This window comes from Gordonibacter sp. (assembly GCF_036667095.1).
In the GTDB taxonomy this organism is placed as follows: Bacteria; Actinomycetota; Coriobacteriia; order Coriobacteriales; family Eggerthellaceae; genus Gordonibacter.
The window spans coordinates 1-16,271 of the sequence record NZ_JAVWUP010000041.1 but is presented as its reverse complement, the minus strand read 5'-3'; the positions used below and the strand labels follow the sequence as shown (position 1 = coordinate 16,271).

Below are 16,271 nucleotides of genomic sequence, written 5' to 3'. Positions count from 1 at the left end.
GGTTTGGAGGGTTTGGAGGGTTTGGAGGGAGCCGAGACGAACCTCACCGCGCGCGGAAGTTGCGCCCTTTCAAAATTAATCAGCGATGCAAGGTAAACTCCTCGGACGAATATGCTGCAGCTTCCCCAAGTTACGCCCAAGCAGGAGATCATCAACCCCACATGAACAGGGGACGTAGCACCGTTCGCAGCATCATTTTACGGCATCGCCGATAGCGTTACCATGAACAGTGCTACGTCCCCTGTTCATGCCCCGTCCATGCAGCCGGCGCCTCTTCAAAAGCCCCTGCTCATAACGAACTCTCGAGCATCGGCATAGCGTAGAGCGGTACATTTGTAAGCCATTTTCCTCGCTCGTAGCCGGACATCGACAAGCGCGCGGCACGGCCGATGCCGTATGTCCTACAGAAACTCGCAAGGCTTTTGCTTTTTAGGTTCACTTCGGCCTTCACTTCGATGGGCAGCACGTCGTTTCCCCTCTGCACCACAAAATCAACTTCGCCAGACGATTTTTCCGCAGACCAATAGTAGGGCGCAAGGCCGCAATCGGAAACCAGCTGCTGACACACGTACTGTTCAGCGAGCGCCCCTTTGAATTCCGTGAACAAGGTACTGCCGTCCACAATTGTTGCACTGTCGAGACCCGACATAGCACCAAGCAGTCCCACATCGAGCGAGTAAAGTTTGAACGCCGATGGATCTCGATACGCTTCCAAAGGTAGACCGGGCTTGGCAATACGACCAACCCGCAGCACTACCCCGCTGTCTACAAGAATCTGGATAGCTTCCTCGAAATCGCGCCCTCGTGCACCTTTTTCTATGGTGCCGTAGATGAATTTCTTATTTTCCTTTGCAAGTTGTCGCGGCAAGGACTGCCAAACCATGCGACACCGCTCACTATCGCGACCAGGCACGTGCTTCGAGAAATCGGCTTCATAGGCATCGACTATGGCCGACTGCAACACGCGCGCGCGATGGAAATCCCCTTGTTCCACAAAGGATTTCACCACTTCGGGCATACCGCCAACAAAATAGTAGCGCTTGAGATGGTCGGTGTACGCTTCCTTGAACACGCTCACCATGTCGAGGTTGCTGCTTTGCAAAAATGCCAGCAAATCCCTCTCGCCTGCGGCTTCAAGGTACTCAGTGAAGCTCATTGGGTACAAGTCGAGAAAATCGACCTTTCCTACGGGAAACGAGATGCTCGTATGCAGCGCCACGCCCAAAAGCGATCCGGCAACCGCAATGCAGTACTCGGGTGCGTCTTCGCAGAAATACTTCAAGGCCGTCAAAGCTCGAGGGACGGATTGAACTTCGTCCAAGATCAACAAGGTTTTGCCCGCGATGATGGGCTTCCGGGCCAAGGCAGACAAGCCCTCTATAAGCCGGCTCGGCTCCAGCGAGCCCTCGAAAAGCGCTGCCGCAGGAGCGTTGTCTTCGAGTCGCACGTAAGCGCAGTCCTCAAAGCAGCGCTTCCCAAACTCTTGAAGTGCCCATGTTTTTCCCACCTGACGAGCACCACGCAACACCAATGGCTTTCTATCGGGACGTTCTTTCCAGTTTTGAAGATCTGCGAGTATGTGTCGCTCCATGGCGTTCTCCCGACAGACAGAGGGGACGGGTGTTTCGTCTTCCCTTTTATACCCCATCCCGTCACACAAAGTGCCCACTAGCGGTGATCCCACATTTTTCGACCGAAAAATGTACATAATCCCACATTTTTCGACCGAAAAATGTGGGATTCACTAGAGCACGATGGCCAGCTAAGACAAGAGACGCAAGCAGAGCCCGTATAGCCAAAGGCAACAAGCCTTCGACCAAGCTTGCAGCAAACGGCGAGGCCGCACGCGCCTCGGGAGCTTCCCAAAGCACGCGCAACCTCGCCGCTCAGTCGAATCGGCAAACTGGCTAGATCAGCCAATCATGTTAATGACCGTTTCGGCCACCACGTTGGCATGCAAGCCTGCGGCTAGCATGAGAAAACGCAGGGCACATCCGCCGACAATCGCCCCAGCGGCACCAACCGCCATAGGGGTGTTCGCGTGCTGCTTGCGCGGCACCAACCCCACGATGGCAACGACCAGCGGCAACACAAGACCGCACACCACTACCAAACCCCAGAAGTACGGAGCGAGGATGCCCGACGTGAGCAGCTCGACTGATTGGGCGGCCGTCGCAGCTACGACCGACCCCTCGCCGCCTGCCATGGACAGCAGAAACGCACCGAGTACCACCAGCTCCATCGCCACGAGCCCCACCACGATGCCTTCCATCAGCACGCGGGCGCGAGGTGCCAGCGGGTCCTTCTTCGCCAGCAGCACAGCCACTATCTCGACAAGCGCAACGCCCGTATCGATGCCCGATACCGCAAACAGGCACGGGAGCAACGGGGTGTTCCACAGCGGCACACCGGGCGCCATCATGAGCAGCATGCCCGTATATACCGCCACGAACACACCCAACGCAATACCGACAAGGGCCAGCACTTTGCGCACAAGCACGAACCGCTTCGCCTGCTTCTCATCGTGCACGCACTTCTTCCCCACCTTGGCCGTGGCCAGCACCGCCGACACGCCAAACACGGCGATAGCAGCAAATGCACCCCAAGCACCGTACGTCATCCACGAGGTGAAATGGCTGAAGCTCTGCCACATCATGAGCCCCCGCACAGGCTGGATCAACTCCGATAGCAGCAAGAGCAAGCCCACGCCCAAGCAGATCGCCGACGCCCACATGGAAATGCAGACGATTTTGGCATGGCGCTTCTGGTCGAGCAGGTAGAGCACCGCCGCCATGACGAATGCGCCGGCGCCCATGCCTCCCAGGAACAGATAGAGCGCAGGCTGCCAACCCCATATTGTTTGCAACACCATGCTCACCTCTCCGTTCCAAGTAACAGGCAAGAGGGATTGTTGGCCTCGGCAATGGGAACTGCGGAGCCGTTCGTAGATTCTCTCAACTCCTCTAAGGGGCCGAACTTCAAGGCGCCAAATTTGCAGGCGCTTACGCAATACGGCTCATCTCCCAGAGCAACTCCAGATCCTAGGCAACAATCGCATTTGTCCATAGAAACAGCGTTGTACTGCGGCACCTCATACGGGCATGCTTGGAAGCAGTATTTGCAGCCGATGCACACCTCCGGGTTCACCCGTACGATACCGTTGGCGTCCTGCGAGATAGCGCCAGCCGGGCACACCTTCATGCAACTCGGTTCAGCGCAGTGCATGCACGCAGTTGAAACAAAGAACTTCTTCCCTCTCTTGCGCTTGAAAGACGCGACCTTGCGCCTATCGGGAGTATCGTCGGAAAGATTGTTCTCCTTCCTGCACGCCTCGACGCAGCGGCCGCAACCGGAACATCTCGCAAGGCCGACGAGAAAGCCATACCGAACACCGTCGCTCGCGACTTTCGAACCCGTTTCTTCGGCGTGTGCTTCAGCAGTGGAAACAACGACGCTCCCCAGAGCAAGCGCGCAAGCACCGGCCGCCGATGCCTGCAGCAGCACGCGGCGCGTTACGTTCGTCTCTTCTCCCATGTTCTTCTCCCTCCTTTCGATGTCAACGCAATACCGATTGCTTACCCCTCGACGCTGAATACCACACTGGAAGCGAGGGGAGAAACTGTGCCGTCCTCGGTAACCGCCCGGACGTCGAGCTTGTACTCGCCTGCCTTTTCAGCCACGTAGTCGAAGTTCCAATACACCCAGTCCTCGGTATTGGAGGAAGTGGTGTCAAACGTTGCCCAGGTCTCCCCACCGTCGAGGGAGAACTCGACGGCAGTTACCTGAGTCCCGCAGTCGTCGGCATATCCTTCGAAGGAAATCATGTCGCCAACCTTGAACACATCCTGAACCGTGCTGAGGATGCTTACTTTGGCCCGATAGTCTGCATCCGGGCCCTCAACCGTTGGCACCTCGTCTGAAACGGACAGCTCGATATCGGTAATCGCACGCGTGAAGTACTTCGCAACCGTGTCGGGAATCCATGCCTGCAAACGCTCCCCCTCAGAAAGCTTCTTGTCGCCTATCTGGTAGACGAGCATTGCCTCCTTCTCGGTCACGTAGGACAAGGGCAGCGGCAGCCCGTAGCCGTCCTTGTCCTTGAACGTAATGGTGTTGACCTCGGGCGCGATGTCCACCAAAGAAAGCATGTCGGACACTTTGACGCCTGTAACGCTGGCCATGGCAACGGCGGGGCTCATGCCACACGTGCAGCGTATCTCCTTTTTCATTTGAGCGTCCATCTGCTCGATCTCATCAAGGCCGATCGTGTAGACCTTCTCCACGTTGCCGCCAATGTTGAGGTAGTAGCTCTCGTAGCTCACCGCGTCAAAAGCGTATCCCGGCTTGGCGCAGATGGTCGTTGCCGCTGTGCCGAACAAATTGAACACGTCGTCGGTCGGGGTAACCCGGTCCTGACAAAACGAGAAGGTGCCAGATACGTTCGCGATCTTGTCGTAATCGACCGCATTTCGCTGCAACACCTGGTTCGGGCCCAAGTCCTGCGGCCCCATCGCCATAGCCAGCTGAGGGCCAACGGCGCCTAAGCCTCCCAAGACGATGCTGGCACCTACCGTGCAACCCAACACCCGCTTCCCCATCTTGTATTTCATGTTATCCCTCCACATTGCTCTTGGCGGTGACCATTACCTTTTGAGGAGTGGTGGTCACGAGGCCAGTCTCGGTGGTTGCCTTTACCATCAGCACGTAACTGCCGTCGCTTTCAGGCGTCCACGTATAGTGCCAGTACACCCATTGCCGCGGATCGGTCTTGCCAAGATCGTATGCCGTCCACGTCTTGCCCTTGTCCATGGAGAACTCAAGCTTGACGACCGCCTGGTCAAAAGCATCGGCGTAGCCTTCAAAGGTGAAGGGCTTGCCAGTTTCGATGATCTTCCCTTCGGGAACCTTGAGGATGCTGGCGTTGGGCTTGTTCATGTAATCGCCCTCGCCGTACGAGTTGAAACCGTTCATCATCCAGTCAGACCAAGGCTTCTCTTCGTCGGTCAGGGTGTATCCCATGCACTGCTTCACGAACGATTGGGCGTCGCACCCTTCAACCCAGTTGATGCACGGGCTGCCCGAACTGGGGTCGAGCGGTTTTCCGCCGATTTCGTAGACAAGGTACACGTTGTCGAAAGAGGTCTCGGGGACGCCGCGCTTGCTATGATTCTGCACGCCGTTGGTATGGAACTCGCGGCGGTCGAACAGGGCACCGGTGATGTCCTTGCTTGCGCCGCCACCCTTTTCGATGAGCCAATTCAGGGGAATGCCCGTTATCTCGACGTTAGAAATACCGCCGCCACCGGGCATATTGTCAACGCAGTGAATCTTGGAGAGCTTCGTAACCGTAACCCCGGCACCCTCGGCCTCGGCAACAAGGTCGGCCAGCCTCATCTTATACGGATTTTTCACCAGGCCGTCGATCGTGACTTCCCAGTTGTCGACGAAATCCTGCGGAAGCTGCTCGTCGAGAACGTTTTTACCCATGATGTGAATCATGCTGTCGTACTTGGAGTGAATCCAGTCGTAGGTGAACATATCCTCAGGAGCCGTTGTCGTATCCTGATCGAAGACGAAATCACCTTGGACGTCCTTGACCTTGACGATGCCGTCAAGATGGTCGTACTTGACGTCGTCCCAAAGCTCGGTGCCCTCACCGTTCTCGGTCATATTGTGGCAGCTGATGCATTTGCCGCCCTTTTCTACAAAAGCCTCGTTGTTGCGCTCCCCGTTGTGAACGCCGTGCATCAAAGTGCCCATTTCATAGCCGTCATCGTCGCTGTGGCAGAGCATGCATTGGTCGACGGTGATCTCATTGCCCAGCGCTTCGTTCCAAATGGTGGTATGGCTGTACTCCATATTGGACATCGTATCGGCAAGGTCTTCATGGCACGCACCGCAACCGCGGTTGTCGGCGTCGAGATAGTAGTTGTTGTACGACGCGCCGCCCTCGTAGGGACGGTTCCAGTGATAGCCCTGGTATTCGGTGGGCGTGCGCTGGACTTTGGTGCCGTCTTCCAACGTGCGAATTTCGGGAGCGTACTCCTTGTTGATCTCGTCTTGCCGAGCCTGCACTTCCTCGTAATAGGCCTCGGTCTTCTCGATACTGTCCTTGTACTGAGTCTCGGTCGACGAACCGTCACCTCCTGACGGGCCTTGCTGCGCACAGCCGACAGCGAACAACGATCCCGCCATGAGCACGGCGGTCGTCGCTAATACCAACTTTTTCCTCATTCCCCTTCCTTTCCCTTTCTTTCGCGCGAACAGAGGTAGAAACTCGAGCATGGTTTCACGGTAAGCATCCCTCCCTGCAAACTCGCTCAACAAGCAATTCAATCTATCAGCTTGCCTCTGTTGCGTATCGTATCATAAATCATACAAATATGTGATACTTGTCTTATAGATATAGGATTCTTTTTTGAGAAGAGGGGGGTTTTCGGCGTGAAGGACAAACGAACCAAGTTCCTTTTTCAGGGAGCTTGGTTCGCTGATTTCGCTGCTCAAATGGTGATTACGCCCACCATGCGCACACTGCTTCTAGCGCTTCTTGGCGATACTTTCCAAACCTTCGAACGCTTCGGACAATGCGCTGGGTATCACTACGAGACCGCCCTTTTCTTTCACGCTGTCCGACACAAAGCTCATGGCGCGCAGCTGAAGCGCTGCGTCTTCTTCTTTGTAGATGCGCGCCGCGTCAACAAACATCTCCGAGATCTCCTTTTCGACCTCCGCCAAGATGATGCGCGCGTTGTATTCGCGCTCGGCACGGGCTTCGGCAGACATGGCCTCTTGCAATTCTTCGGGAATCTTGATGTCGCTTATTTCCACGGACACCACCGTGATGCCCCATTCGCTCGTTTTCCGCTCGAGGATATCGGCAATCTCTTTGTCCATCTGAGCGCGACGCATGCCCATCTGCGAAATGTTCATACCGCCGATAACGTCGCGTAGCGTAGTCTGAGCGACCCAAAATACCAGCTTCTCGAAGTTGCGAATCTCAGAACACGCCTTGCCTGCGTCCCAGACCATCCAGAACAACACCGCATCGACGTTTACCGGCACGAGGTCAGACGTAAGTACGCGCTCGGCCTTAAACGACGTGGAGCGCATGCGCAGGTCGATGACGGCCGATGCGTACTCGACGAAGGGGATCATGAAGATGAGGCCCGGTCCGGCCACCCGGTTAAACCTGCCGAAGCGCATGACGACGGCACGCTCCCACTCCAGCATGATATGTGCACAGCTGAACAGTACCGCGCCGACAAAGACGCCCACCACCAATAACGCAATCGAAGACGCAAACCATGCGACCAGTGCAAACAAAGCTACAACGAACAGCACCAACACCCAGCGCAACATAGTTGCGCCCCAGCGGCTTGTGGCCGTATCTTCGAAATTGTCTTCGACATCGACAGAAGCACTCGAGCGCCCCCGCTCATTGGATTCGTCGAAAAATGACTTCTCCCCCATGTAATCCCCTTACTCGATCGATTGTTTCAGAAAGCGCTCCTTCACCCGTACGAGCACATCTTTTTCGGAAACGTTGCTCTCCCGGGCAACGCGCACCAACTCATCAATAACAAGGTCGACGGGAGACTCGGGCAACGCCAGCGCATCCCGGTCAACATCGGCAACAAACGACCGCTTGCCTCGGCTCGAACAAATGAGGCTGTCCGCTTCAAGATCTTGGTACACCTTGTGAATGGTGTTGTAATTCACACCCAACTGTGTGGCCAGCTCGCGCACGGTTGGCAGCACGTCCCCCGGCTTGATCTGCTCGCTTTTGATAAGGAAGATCAGGCTGTTGCGAATTTGCACCCACACGGGCACGCCTGATTTCTCGTTTATATGCAATGATTCAAACAAATAAGTGAACGCCGCCTCTCGAAGCATCCTGCATGTGTATGATACCACGACTCGAAGACGATAGTTCCCCCAACACAACCCTGCACATAGCAGGTCGAAAAAGCGCACAGCAACAAGAGTGCTGCGGCTTCAACCCAAGACCTGCACAAACGCCGAGCGCGACCTCCTTCCAGAAGCCGCGCCCAATCGCTCAACAAAGGCTCGCCGTCCCCCGCATCTATGCCAAATCGCCGGCAGCCTTCACCTTCACGCGGTTCGTGTGGCCGGGATAGTAATTCAGCGGCACGTCTTCGGCATCGATGATCTCCACGGTGTCGCGCACGGCTCCGGCTTCGACGGCTGCCTCGATGGCGGCTGCACGGGCGGCGGCAAGCGCCTCGTCGCGCGGGGCGGCATCGTAGTCCACGAGCGCCTCGTAGACGCCGCTCACCTTCGAGATGGCCGAGCCGATGGCGTTGGCACAACCCGCATGCTCCGGCGAGATGACGTTGGCGGTTCCCGCCAAATCGTGCGGCAGCACGATGGCCCCACCGCCCACCAGCACCACGTCGATGTCGTCGCTTGACACCTTCATCATGTCGATCGCGTCTTCCACCAGCTGGCGAATGGCCGCCATGGCGCGTTCGGCCACCTCCTGCGGGATGTCAGCCACCAGCGTCGCGTCTCCCACCTCGGCCATGCCCAAGCGCACAGCCACGTCGGTAGCGCACATCGTGTCGCCGCCGAACACCAGCGCGCGCTCCGTGATGGCGTAGCCCACCGAGTCCGGACCCACCGTCACGCTGCCATCGTCCGCCACGCGCACGATGGAGCCGCCGCCGAGGCCGATGGACACCACGTCGGGCATGCGGAAGTTCGTGCGCACGCCGCCGATGGTGACCGCCACGCCGCTTTCGCGCGGGAAACCGTGCGAAAGCACGCCCAGATCGGTGGTGGTGCCGCCCACGTCGATAACGATGGCATCAGCGCGCTGAGACAGGTAGCTCGCGCCGCGAATGGAGTTCGTCGGCCCGCAGGCAATGGTGAGGATGGGATAGCAGCGCGCGTACTCCATGGTCATGAGCGTGCCATCGTTTTGCGACAGGTACACGTCGGCACCCGTAACGCCCTTGTCTGCCAGGCTGGCGGCGAACCCTTCGGTAAAGCTGCGGGCCACGGCGTAGAGCGCCGCATTCAGGATGGTGGCGTTCTCGCGCTCGATCAGGCCCATCGAGCCGATCTCGCTCGAAACCGACACGTGCACGCCCTCGCCCAGAACCTCCGCGGCAATTTCGGCTGCGCGCAGCTCGTCGTCATTGCGCACGATCGAGAATACGCACGAGATGGCCACCGCTTCCACGCGTCCGCGCACGCCCTCGAAAAACGCCCGGCAGGCCGCTTCGTCAAACTCGGCCAAACGTTTGCCGTCGTACTCGAAGCCGCCTTCGATGATGGCACTGTCCACGCATACCGCCGCAATATCGTCAGCCCAATCCACCATGGGAGGGATGCCCACCGTGGCCGGCGCGCCGATGCGCAGCACCGCGATGGGGGCCAGCCCCTTGCGCTCCACGATGGCGTTCGTGCAGTGGGTGGTGCCAAGCATGGCCTGCCCGATGAGCAAGCGGTCCACGCCGCTCTGCACGAACACGGCGTCCATCGCGCCCAAGATGCCCGTGTAGATATCCTTTGACGTGGGGTTCTTTACCGCAGCCACCACGTTCAGGTTCTCGTCGATCAGCACGGCGTCAGTATTAGTGCCGCCCACGTCGATTCCCAGCTTATACATGGCTGCCTCCTTTTAGCGCCACGCGCTCTTCGACGGGAATATAGTCGGTGTCGATGCCGAAGTAGCGCGGCCCCACCAAATCGATGCCTTCCGGCGTGCGCCACAGATGGAAGCACTCCAGCCCCACCACCAACACACGCTTGCCGTACTTGAGCGCATCGGTGGGCACCGGCGTGAACGTCTCGGTATCCACGAGGCAGATGAGGTCGGGAGTGGTGGCCATGATCTCGCCGTCCACTGTGCAGGCCAGGTTCTCGTTCTGGAATTCCACGTGCGCGGAAGAGCCGCGATCCTCGGCGATGCCCTCCAGCACCACTTTCCCGAAGTTGAACGCCCCGCGCGTCTCGCGCAGCACGTCGGCGATCTTGCCCTTGAACAGCTTGTGGCCGCCCGTGAACTTCAAGAAGTATTCCTCCGGCGTGAGACCGGCAGCAGCCGCGCCCTCCTTCGCCGTGCGGATGGCACGCCCCAGCTCCTCGGAGCGCGTAACGATGCCGTGCACTCCGTAATTCTTCAGCGTGGTCGCGTCCATACAGAACAGAGCGGTGGTGATCGTTCCGCCCATGGTCATGGTGGCCGCACGCGCGATGTCTTCCGTCCACTTGTTGGTGATGGTGTCCAGAATGCCTGAGTTGCCCTTCTCGTCGATAAACGCCATGGGTGTGGCCGACGCGCCGCCGATGGTGAACGTGACCATCTGCAACTCGGGGAACGCACGGCCCATGCCGTCCACGTCCACCATGGGAATGCCCAGGCGCGCCGCCGCGGCAATGGGCAGCATGGAGTTCACGCCGCCCGCCTCAATGGGCATGGTGGCGTAGATGGGCTTGTCGTAGTAGCGGCTCACCATGTCGAACAGCTTGGCGAACTCGTGGGCACCCACGCCCTTCTCGGCAAGGATGGTCGGCGCGCCCATGGAAGCCGACGGCATGATGAAGGCGCCATCCGGCACCTCGTCGATGCCGATCATCTTCACCGGACCGCACTCCTTCACGGCGCCGATAGCCGTAAGCTTGCCGATATAGGGGTCGCCGCCCCCGCCTGCGCCGAGGAGCGCCGCGCCCAGCGCGATATCCTCGATTTCCTGGATGCCGATTTCTCTCATGAGCGTCCTTCCTCTATACCCTGTCGCCGCTTCATCCGCGACGCTGTTCAACCTGTTATTGCGAGCCCTCGCCTTTCGGCCGGACGAACTTGATCCGCCCCGAGAACCGCTCCCCACCCGTCAATCGGTATGCCAGCACGTAAGCCGCCATGGCAACGACGATCCCGTTCACCGGACCGATGAAAAACGGCACGTCCAGAAAACCCAGACCCGGCACCAACGCGAAGGTGCCTCCCGTGACCAGCGCCACGGCAATGCCACACAGCAGCCCAATCACACCCGGCGCGGAAAACCCTTCGGGCACCCGCACGTTTCGAGGATGCCCACGTCGCACGATCCAGTAGTCGGCCACCATCGTGCCGGCAAGGGCCGGACCGCACGCCGAGAGAACCGTGAGAAACGCCTCGAACTGTCCGAGTATCCCGGCAACGGCCAGCGCGATGCCTGCAAGGCCCGAAACCGCCGTCGTGATCTTGCTCCCGCCCTCGTCCTTGCCCAGCATGACGGCGAAACCCAAGCCTGCCGAGTACACGTTGCCGGCGTTCACCGTCCATGCCGACAAAACCAAAGCCACCAACCCCACCGCAGGCAAGCCTATGGAGTTCATGATGACGGCGATGTCAGCCTGCCCCGTGACGATGGCAAGCGCCGCCCCCGCCGCAAGGGACACGAGCGCCGCCGGGATGACGCCCACTAAACACGACAACACGGCATCGCGACGCGTGCGGGCGAACCGGGCGAAATCACCCGCCGTGGCGCCTGCGAACGCGAACAGGCCCACGGCCATGTTCACGCCCGCCACAAAGCCGATGGCCTCGCCGGGAAGCGGAACGTAGCCCAGCAAAGGCTCGAGCGTACCCGCTTGAGCCACCGACGCAACCACGCCGTACAGGCAAATGGCCACCAAAAACGGGGCCGCAATCGAGCTGACCCACTTGAGGCCATCGAAGCCGACAAGGGCCGTGGCCAGCATAAGGCTACCCAAAGCCACGGAGCTGACCCACACCGGCACGGCAAGACCGAACACGCTGTCCAGCATCAGCGAGAGGGAGGCTCCGCACACCGCCGTCTGCACACCGAACCATCCGATGGTTACCACGCCCACGATAAGCGATACCAGATAACGCGCACCGGCGCGACCCAACGCAGGGGCCGCAAGAGAGGCCGTCGGAAGCCCCGAGTCAGCGGCCTGCATGGACACGAAGCACATGTAGGCTACGATGAAGCCGAATCCCGCAAGCGTGGCCAGCACGGCCCCCGAAAGAGCCATGCCCATCCCTAGCGCCGCACCCACCATGAGCGTTGGTGCGCTGAACATGCCGCCCGCACGGATGAAAGCGATGCTGGTCCAACTCTTGCGCTCGGATGGATCGATGCGAAGGCTGGCACCTACCTGCTCTGACATACGCTCACCTGGGGCTTCTGACACCCCGGACGTTCCTGAAGCCAACGCAACTCCTGAGATTCGAGAAAGACAATGGACGATGAAAGTTTAGCACAACACCCTCATGACAGAGGCGTATACCATTCGCAAGGATCGGGGGCGGCAATACCCGCAATAAGAAACCAAGGGGTCGATGTCGATACCGCACAGATGGGGATGTGAGGTGAACCCGCCATGAATGGCCTTCATGGTGCGGCGCAGCGTGTCGTCCCATCGCTCCCCCGGCACCGGATCGGTATCGAGCGTCGCCATGAATCGAGTAAGAACCGCGGCAAGCACCTCTTCGCGCGACGAGAAGTGCGCGTAGAACGCCATCGCGGACACGCCCAACTCGGCGCCGAGCACTTGAATTACGGGGTGAAGTGGCTAGGGTTCAGGCGTGGCAGCGGCGGCGTGTTCCACTAAATCGATGAGCTCTTGCTGGGAGTGCACGTCCAACTTGGCATAGATATGCTTGACGTGACTTTTCACGGTATTGCGGGACACGACGTAATAATCCATGACGAACTGACCGTTGCGTCCCCGCGCCAACATGGCGAATATCTCAGTCTCGCGCTCGGTCAACCCGCGCAACCGTCCGATGTCGGCGCAGCGCTCCTCGATGGTCGTCTTCGGCAGGTCGTCGTCGTAACCTGCATCGTCGCCGCTCGGCAAAACTCCCGCACGAGTTGCGCCGCCATCGCAGGTTCGCGCGGCAGCACCATCGTTGCCCCTAGATCGCCCGTCAGCACTCGCGTCGCCCTGCGAAGCAACACCCGCACCAACGCCATCCCGCGCCCGAGCGCCCGCATCACGCCCCACCCCCACGACGCCGCGAATGGTGTCGGTGAAGCTGAATTTGCGAAAGCCCAGCCATAGGAAAGCGACGAACACGAACAGCACCGCTTCGGCGATGAGCATGGCTGCATCGCCGCTCGTGCCCACGATGTCGTTCGTGGTGTGGCCTGCGACGGCCCCCACGTCGGTCCCGATGGCGCTCATAAAGCGCACGAGCGCAAACGTCGGCAGCAAAGCGAGCATGTTGCGGCTGCCCACCGCAAGCACCACCAGCCATACCAGCATGTCGAAACACCTCACGCCGATGCGCAGCAAGGCGTTCGCTGAGGGCAAATCCGTCAGAAAAGTGAAGGGTGCAATAATGAACCCTGCCACCACCAGCAGCACCGAGAACGAAAAAAGCAGATCCTCTTTGTTTTCACCGTTGGACAAAAGCATCCATAGCGCCACGCCGACCAACACGATGGCCGAAATATCCACGCTGATGGGAGCATGCGACACCTCATTGAGGGTGAGGCCGTAGCCCGTCGCCACACTGAACAGGCCCGCGCACAGAAACAGGGCGTGAGCCGGCTGCAAAAACGACTCGGGGTTGGATATCTCCAAGCTGGCGGGAGGCGCGCTGCGCGCAACCTCGTCGAGTTTCGCGCCGCCCCTTCGATAGAGCAGCACGGCGATCAGGGCATAAGAGCCCACCACCTCAACGATGGCCGCCTCGAACGACACAGGCGGGTGCGCCACGCGCACCACTTCTCCCAACGCCATACCGCTCACCACCCCGATGAGCGTCGCTTTCGAAGATGCCAGAGACGACAACGTCGAAATTACCATGAGGGAAGCCCAAGCGGAAGCCGTGCTAGAAAACAGGAAGCCCGCCACCGTCATGGGACCGTCCTCGAGGCGCAGCGCGAACTCCAAAACGAAGATCGCCGTAATGGCGCACCCCAGCGCCACCACCGTCAGCAAACGCCGGTCGAGCAACGACGGCTTGCGCATCGCCGCGAAGAACACGCCCAAGAACAAGACGCCCGTCGTCAGCGTCGATATCTCGCGAGCGATGCCGCAGTATTCGGCCACACGGGAGTATATGCTCGCATTCAAAATGCCGCCGTTGCTTCCCATGATCGCCAAAACAAACACGCACAGCAAAACAGGAGCGTTCACGGCGCTTCCCAAGCCGCGAACGCGTTGTACGATTGATTGCACGGTTCCCTCCCCCTATCGCATGGATTCATTGTAGGCGAATTCCGACCATTTCGCGACCAGCATCAACGCTTTTGCCACCTCCACCAGCATCGACGCCCCCGAATCACCCCCGCGGGGGGAGCGATGCCGCAATGCGGGCCTCCGCCCGAAACGCCCCTCGTGGGGTGGTGCCACGCCCTACCCTTGCGTCGTAGGATGACAACGAGGGAAGCGACGGGTACCAAACCCGCCGCAAAACAAGAGCGACAATCAAGGAGAGTCACCATGGAAACGAACAACACTGACATTTCGCGCCGCAGCTTCCTCGGAGGAGTAGCGGGCGTTGGTGCGCTTGCAGCATTCGGTCTGGCAGGCTGCTCGCCCAAGGCTGCGGGCACCGCAGAGGCGAAGGATGCATCGGGTTCCGCAGGCACCGCCGTTGCCAACAGCAACGCGGTGGCTGTGGACGACGGCAGTGCCGCCATCACGGTGGATTGGCTGGGCGCCGCACCCGAGATAGCCGAGAAGGACATCGCCGAGACCAAGGACACCGACCTGGTCATCGTGGGTGCCGGCAACGGCGGCATGGTGGCCGGCGCTTACGCGTCCGACCAGAAAATGGACTTCATTCTTTGCGAGAAAGGCACCGAGGTGGGCGCCACGCGCCACTGGTTCAACGCCGTAGACACCAAGCCCTTCGTCGACCAGGGCATCCGCACCGACCGCGCCCGTCTGCACGGCGAATGGGCGCGCTATTCCAGCGGCACCTGCGACCACAACCTCATTAACATGTGGATGAACGAGAGCGATGCCATGTTCGAGTACATCGACCGGTACATGAGCGCCGCAGGTGCCGTGGTCATCGCCGACGATTTCGCCATGCCCGGCGGCATGGGAGCCACTCCCTTCTACACTCCTTGCGGCGAGCATCATTACGGCAACGCCCAGGGCGGCCGCGACGGTGTGCCCGTGCGCAACGAGCTTTTCCAGAAGGTCATGAAGGACAACGGCTACGAGATCTCCTTCGGCCATGAACTGGTGAAGCTGGTAACCGACGACTCCGGCAAGGTGACGGGCGCCATCTTCAAGACCGACAACGGCTACACGCAGATCAACGCCAAGAAGGGTGTCCTGCTGACCACTGGCGGCTACTCGGCCAATCCGGCCATGCTCTCCGCGCTTTCCCCCATCACCACCGCTTCCGTCACGGCTTTGGGCTACAACCAGAACAACGACGGCATGGGCATCAAGGCAGCGCTTTGGGCGGGTGCGGTAAAGGATATTACCAGCGCTACGATGATCTTCGACCGCGGCTTGGTGGCTCCCGGCACCACGGCCGGCTACACCGTGGATTCCGTCAAGTCCGGCAAGCCGCAATTCCCGGGCAACGGCCAGTTCAACCCTGGCACGCAGCCGTTTCTGAAGGTAAACACGAAAGGCGAGCGCTTCGCCTTGGAGTCGGCCGACTACGACTACCTGCCCCATGCTGCGGCACAGCAGCCGGGCGGCGTGTACATCAGCGTCTGGGACGGCAACTTCGGCGAGGACGTGCAGCGATTCCATACGCTTGGCTGTAGCGCCGGCACCCGCATGGGCGTCCAGGCTGCGAAGAAGGAAGACGGTACGTACGATTTGGCGAAGTACTTCGAAAAGGAACTGGCCGACGGCCGCCTGCAAAAGGCCGACACGCTCGAGGAGCTAGCCGACAAGCTGGGCTTTGACGCCGAGGCGAAGAAGACGTTCTTGGCAACGTGCGAGCGCTACAACGAGTTGTTCGACAAGCAGGCCGACGAGGACTTCGGCAAAGAAGCCTACCGCCTGTCCGAGCTGCGCACCCCGCCGTTCTTCGGCGCCACGCTGGGCGGCACCCTGCTCACCACCATCGACGGCATTCGCATCAACAAGGACTGCCAGGCACTCGGCACTAACTTCGAACCCATTGAGGGCCTGTACTGCGCTGGCGACTGCTCGGGATCGCTGTTTAGCGGCAACTATCCCGACCAGATGCACGGCGTGGCCTGCGGCCGCACGATGACCGAAGCCCTGCACGTGGTCAAGCTGGTTTCCGGCAAGTAGCCCGCCTTCGCATACCCGACAGCTGCGCGCACTCCCTCCCGCGCGCGGCA

Annotated in this window: 13 protein-coding genes; 1 reads left to right on the top strand and 12 read right to left on the bottom strand. The window is 59.7% G+C overall.

Annotated features, from left to right (window positions below; translation table 11 throughout):
- Window positions 1–289: 289 nt before the first annotated feature.
- The 12 genes from RR842_RS05955 to RR842_RS05900 all read right to left on the bottom strand — a co-directional run bounded on the left by RR842_RS05955 (window position 290) and on the right by RR842_RS05900 (window position 14,166).
- The gene (locus tag RR842_RS05955) at window positions 290–1,591 is read right to left on the bottom strand and encodes an ATP-binding protein (protein WP_332722322.1); all 1,302 of its coding nucleotides are present in this window, start codon (window positions 1,589–1,591) and stop codon (window positions 290–292) included.
- A 321-nt stretch (window positions 1,592–1,912) separates the two neighbouring features.
- Window positions 1,913–2,872 carry an NrfD/PsrC family molybdoenzyme membrane anchor subunit gene (gene nrfD / locus RR842_RS05950; protein WP_332722320.1) on the bottom strand — a complete coding sequence of 320 codons (960 nt, stop codon included), beginning with the start codon at window positions 2,870–2,872 and terminating at the stop codon, window positions 1,913–1,915.
- 2 nt (window positions 2,873–2,874) lie between these two features.
- Window positions 2,875–3,534, bottom strand: coding sequence for a 4Fe-4S dicluster domain-containing protein (locus RR842_RS05945; RefSeq protein ID WP_332512366.1), 660 nt, complete (start codon window positions 3,532–3,534; stop codon window positions 2,875–2,877).
- A gap of 41 nt (window positions 3,535–3,575) precedes the next feature.
- Entirely contained in the window at window positions 3,576–4,610 is a 1,035-nt protein-coding gene (locus RR842_RS05940) for a molybdopterin-dependent oxidoreductase (RefSeq protein ID WP_332512368.1), read from the bottom strand.
- Window position 4,611: 1 nt separating this feature from the next.
- Window positions 4,612–6,234, bottom strand: coding sequence for a molybdopterin-dependent oxidoreductase (locus tag RR842_RS05935; protein ID WP_332512370.1), 1,623 nt, complete (start codon window positions 6,232–6,234; stop codon window positions 4,612–4,614).
- A 303-nt stretch (window positions 6,235–6,537) separates the two neighbouring features.
- A complete protein-coding gene (locus RR842_RS05930) occupies window positions 6,538–7,470 on the bottom strand; it encodes a slipin family protein (RefSeq protein WP_332521112.1) in 933 nt (310 codons plus the stop codon).
- A gap of 9 nt (window positions 7,471–7,479) precedes the next feature.
- A complete protein-coding gene (locus RR842_RS05925; protein ID WP_332724279.1) occupies window positions 7,480–7,866 on the bottom strand; it encodes a GntR family transcriptional regulator in 387 nt (128 codons plus the stop codon).
- A 217-nt stretch (window positions 7,867–8,083) separates the two neighbouring features.
- On the bottom strand, window positions 8,084–9,634 hold the full coding sequence (locus tag RR842_RS05920) for a hydantoinase/oxoprolinase family protein (RefSeq protein ID WP_332512376.1): 1,551 nt from the start codon (window positions 9,632–9,634) through the stop codon (window positions 8,084–8,086).
- On the bottom strand, window positions 9,627–10,739 hold the full coding sequence (locus RR842_RS05915) for a DUF917 domain-containing protein (protein WP_332553888.1): 1,113 nt from the start codon (window positions 10,737–10,739) through the stop codon (window positions 9,627–9,629). Before RR842_RS05915 ends, RR842_RS05920 begins: the two co-directional genes overlap by 8 nt.
- 55 nt (window positions 10,740–10,794) lie before the next feature.
- Entirely contained in the window at window positions 10,795–12,144 is a 1,350-nt protein-coding gene (locus tag RR842_RS05910) for a cytosine permease (RefSeq protein WP_332512378.1), read from the bottom strand.
- 87 nt (window positions 12,145–12,231) lie between these two features.
- The gene (locus RR842_RS05905; RefSeq protein ID WP_332553886.1) at window positions 12,232–12,507 is read right to left on the bottom strand and encodes a hypothetical protein; all 276 of its coding nucleotides are present in this window, start codon (window positions 12,505–12,507) and stop codon (window positions 12,232–12,234) included.
- Window positions 12,508–12,549: 42 nt separating this feature from the next.
- A complete protein-coding gene (locus RR842_RS05900) occupies window positions 12,550–14,166 on the bottom strand; it encodes a helix-turn-helix transcriptional regulator (RefSeq protein ID WP_332729236.1) in 1,617 nt (538 codons plus the stop codon).
- Between the two features lie 264 nt (window positions 14,167–14,430).
- Between RR842_RS05900 and RR842_RS05895 the strand changes: the two genes are divergently transcribed.
- Window positions 14,431–16,221 (top strand): FAD-binding protein, encoded by a 1,791-nt coding sequence (locus tag RR842_RS05895; RefSeq protein WP_332729235.1) that lies wholly within the window; start codon window positions 14,431–14,433, stop codon window positions 16,219–16,221.
- The last annotated feature ends 50 nt before the right edge of the window (window positions 16,222–16,271 follow it).

Coding starts and splice junctions, on each gene's coding strand:
- RR842_RS05895 (WP_332729235.1), top strand. CDS start 14,431: ATGGAAACGAACAACACTGACATTTCGCGCCGCAGCTTCCTCGGAGGA.
- RR842_RS05910 (WP_332512378.1), bottom strand. CDS start 12,144: ATGTCAGAGCAGGTAGGTGCCAGCCTTCGCATCGATCCATCCGAGCGC.
- RR842_RS05935 (WP_332512370.1), bottom strand. CDS start 6,234: ATGAGGAAAAAGTTGGTATTAGCGACGACCGCCGTGCTCATGGCGGGA.
- RR842_RS05945 (WP_332512366.1), bottom strand. CDS start 3,534: ATGGGAGAAGAGACGAACGTAACGCGCCGCGTGCTGCTGCAGGCATCG.
- RR842_RS05915 (WP_332553888.1), bottom strand. CDS start 10,739: ATGAGAGAAATCGGCATCCAGGAAATCGAGGATATCGCGCTGGGCGCG.
- RR842_RS05920 (WP_332512376.1), bottom strand. CDS start 9,634: ATGTATAAGCTGGGAATCGACGTGGGCGGCACTAATACTGACGCCGTG.
- RR842_RS05955 (WP_332722322.1), bottom strand. CDS start 1,591: ATGGAGCGACACATACTCGCAGATCTTCAAAACTGGAAAGAACGTCCC.
- RR842_RS05940 (WP_332512368.1), bottom strand. CDS start 4,610: ATGAAATACAAGATGGGGAAGCGGGTGTTGGGTTGCACGGTAGGTGCC.
- RR842_RS05930 (WP_332521112.1), bottom strand. CDS start 7,470: ATGGGGGAGAAGTCATTTTTCGACGAATCCAATGAGCGGGGGCGCTCG.
- nrfD (WP_332722320.1), bottom strand. CDS start 2,872: ATGGTGTTGCAAACAATATGGGGTTGGCAGCCTGCGCTCTATCTGTTC.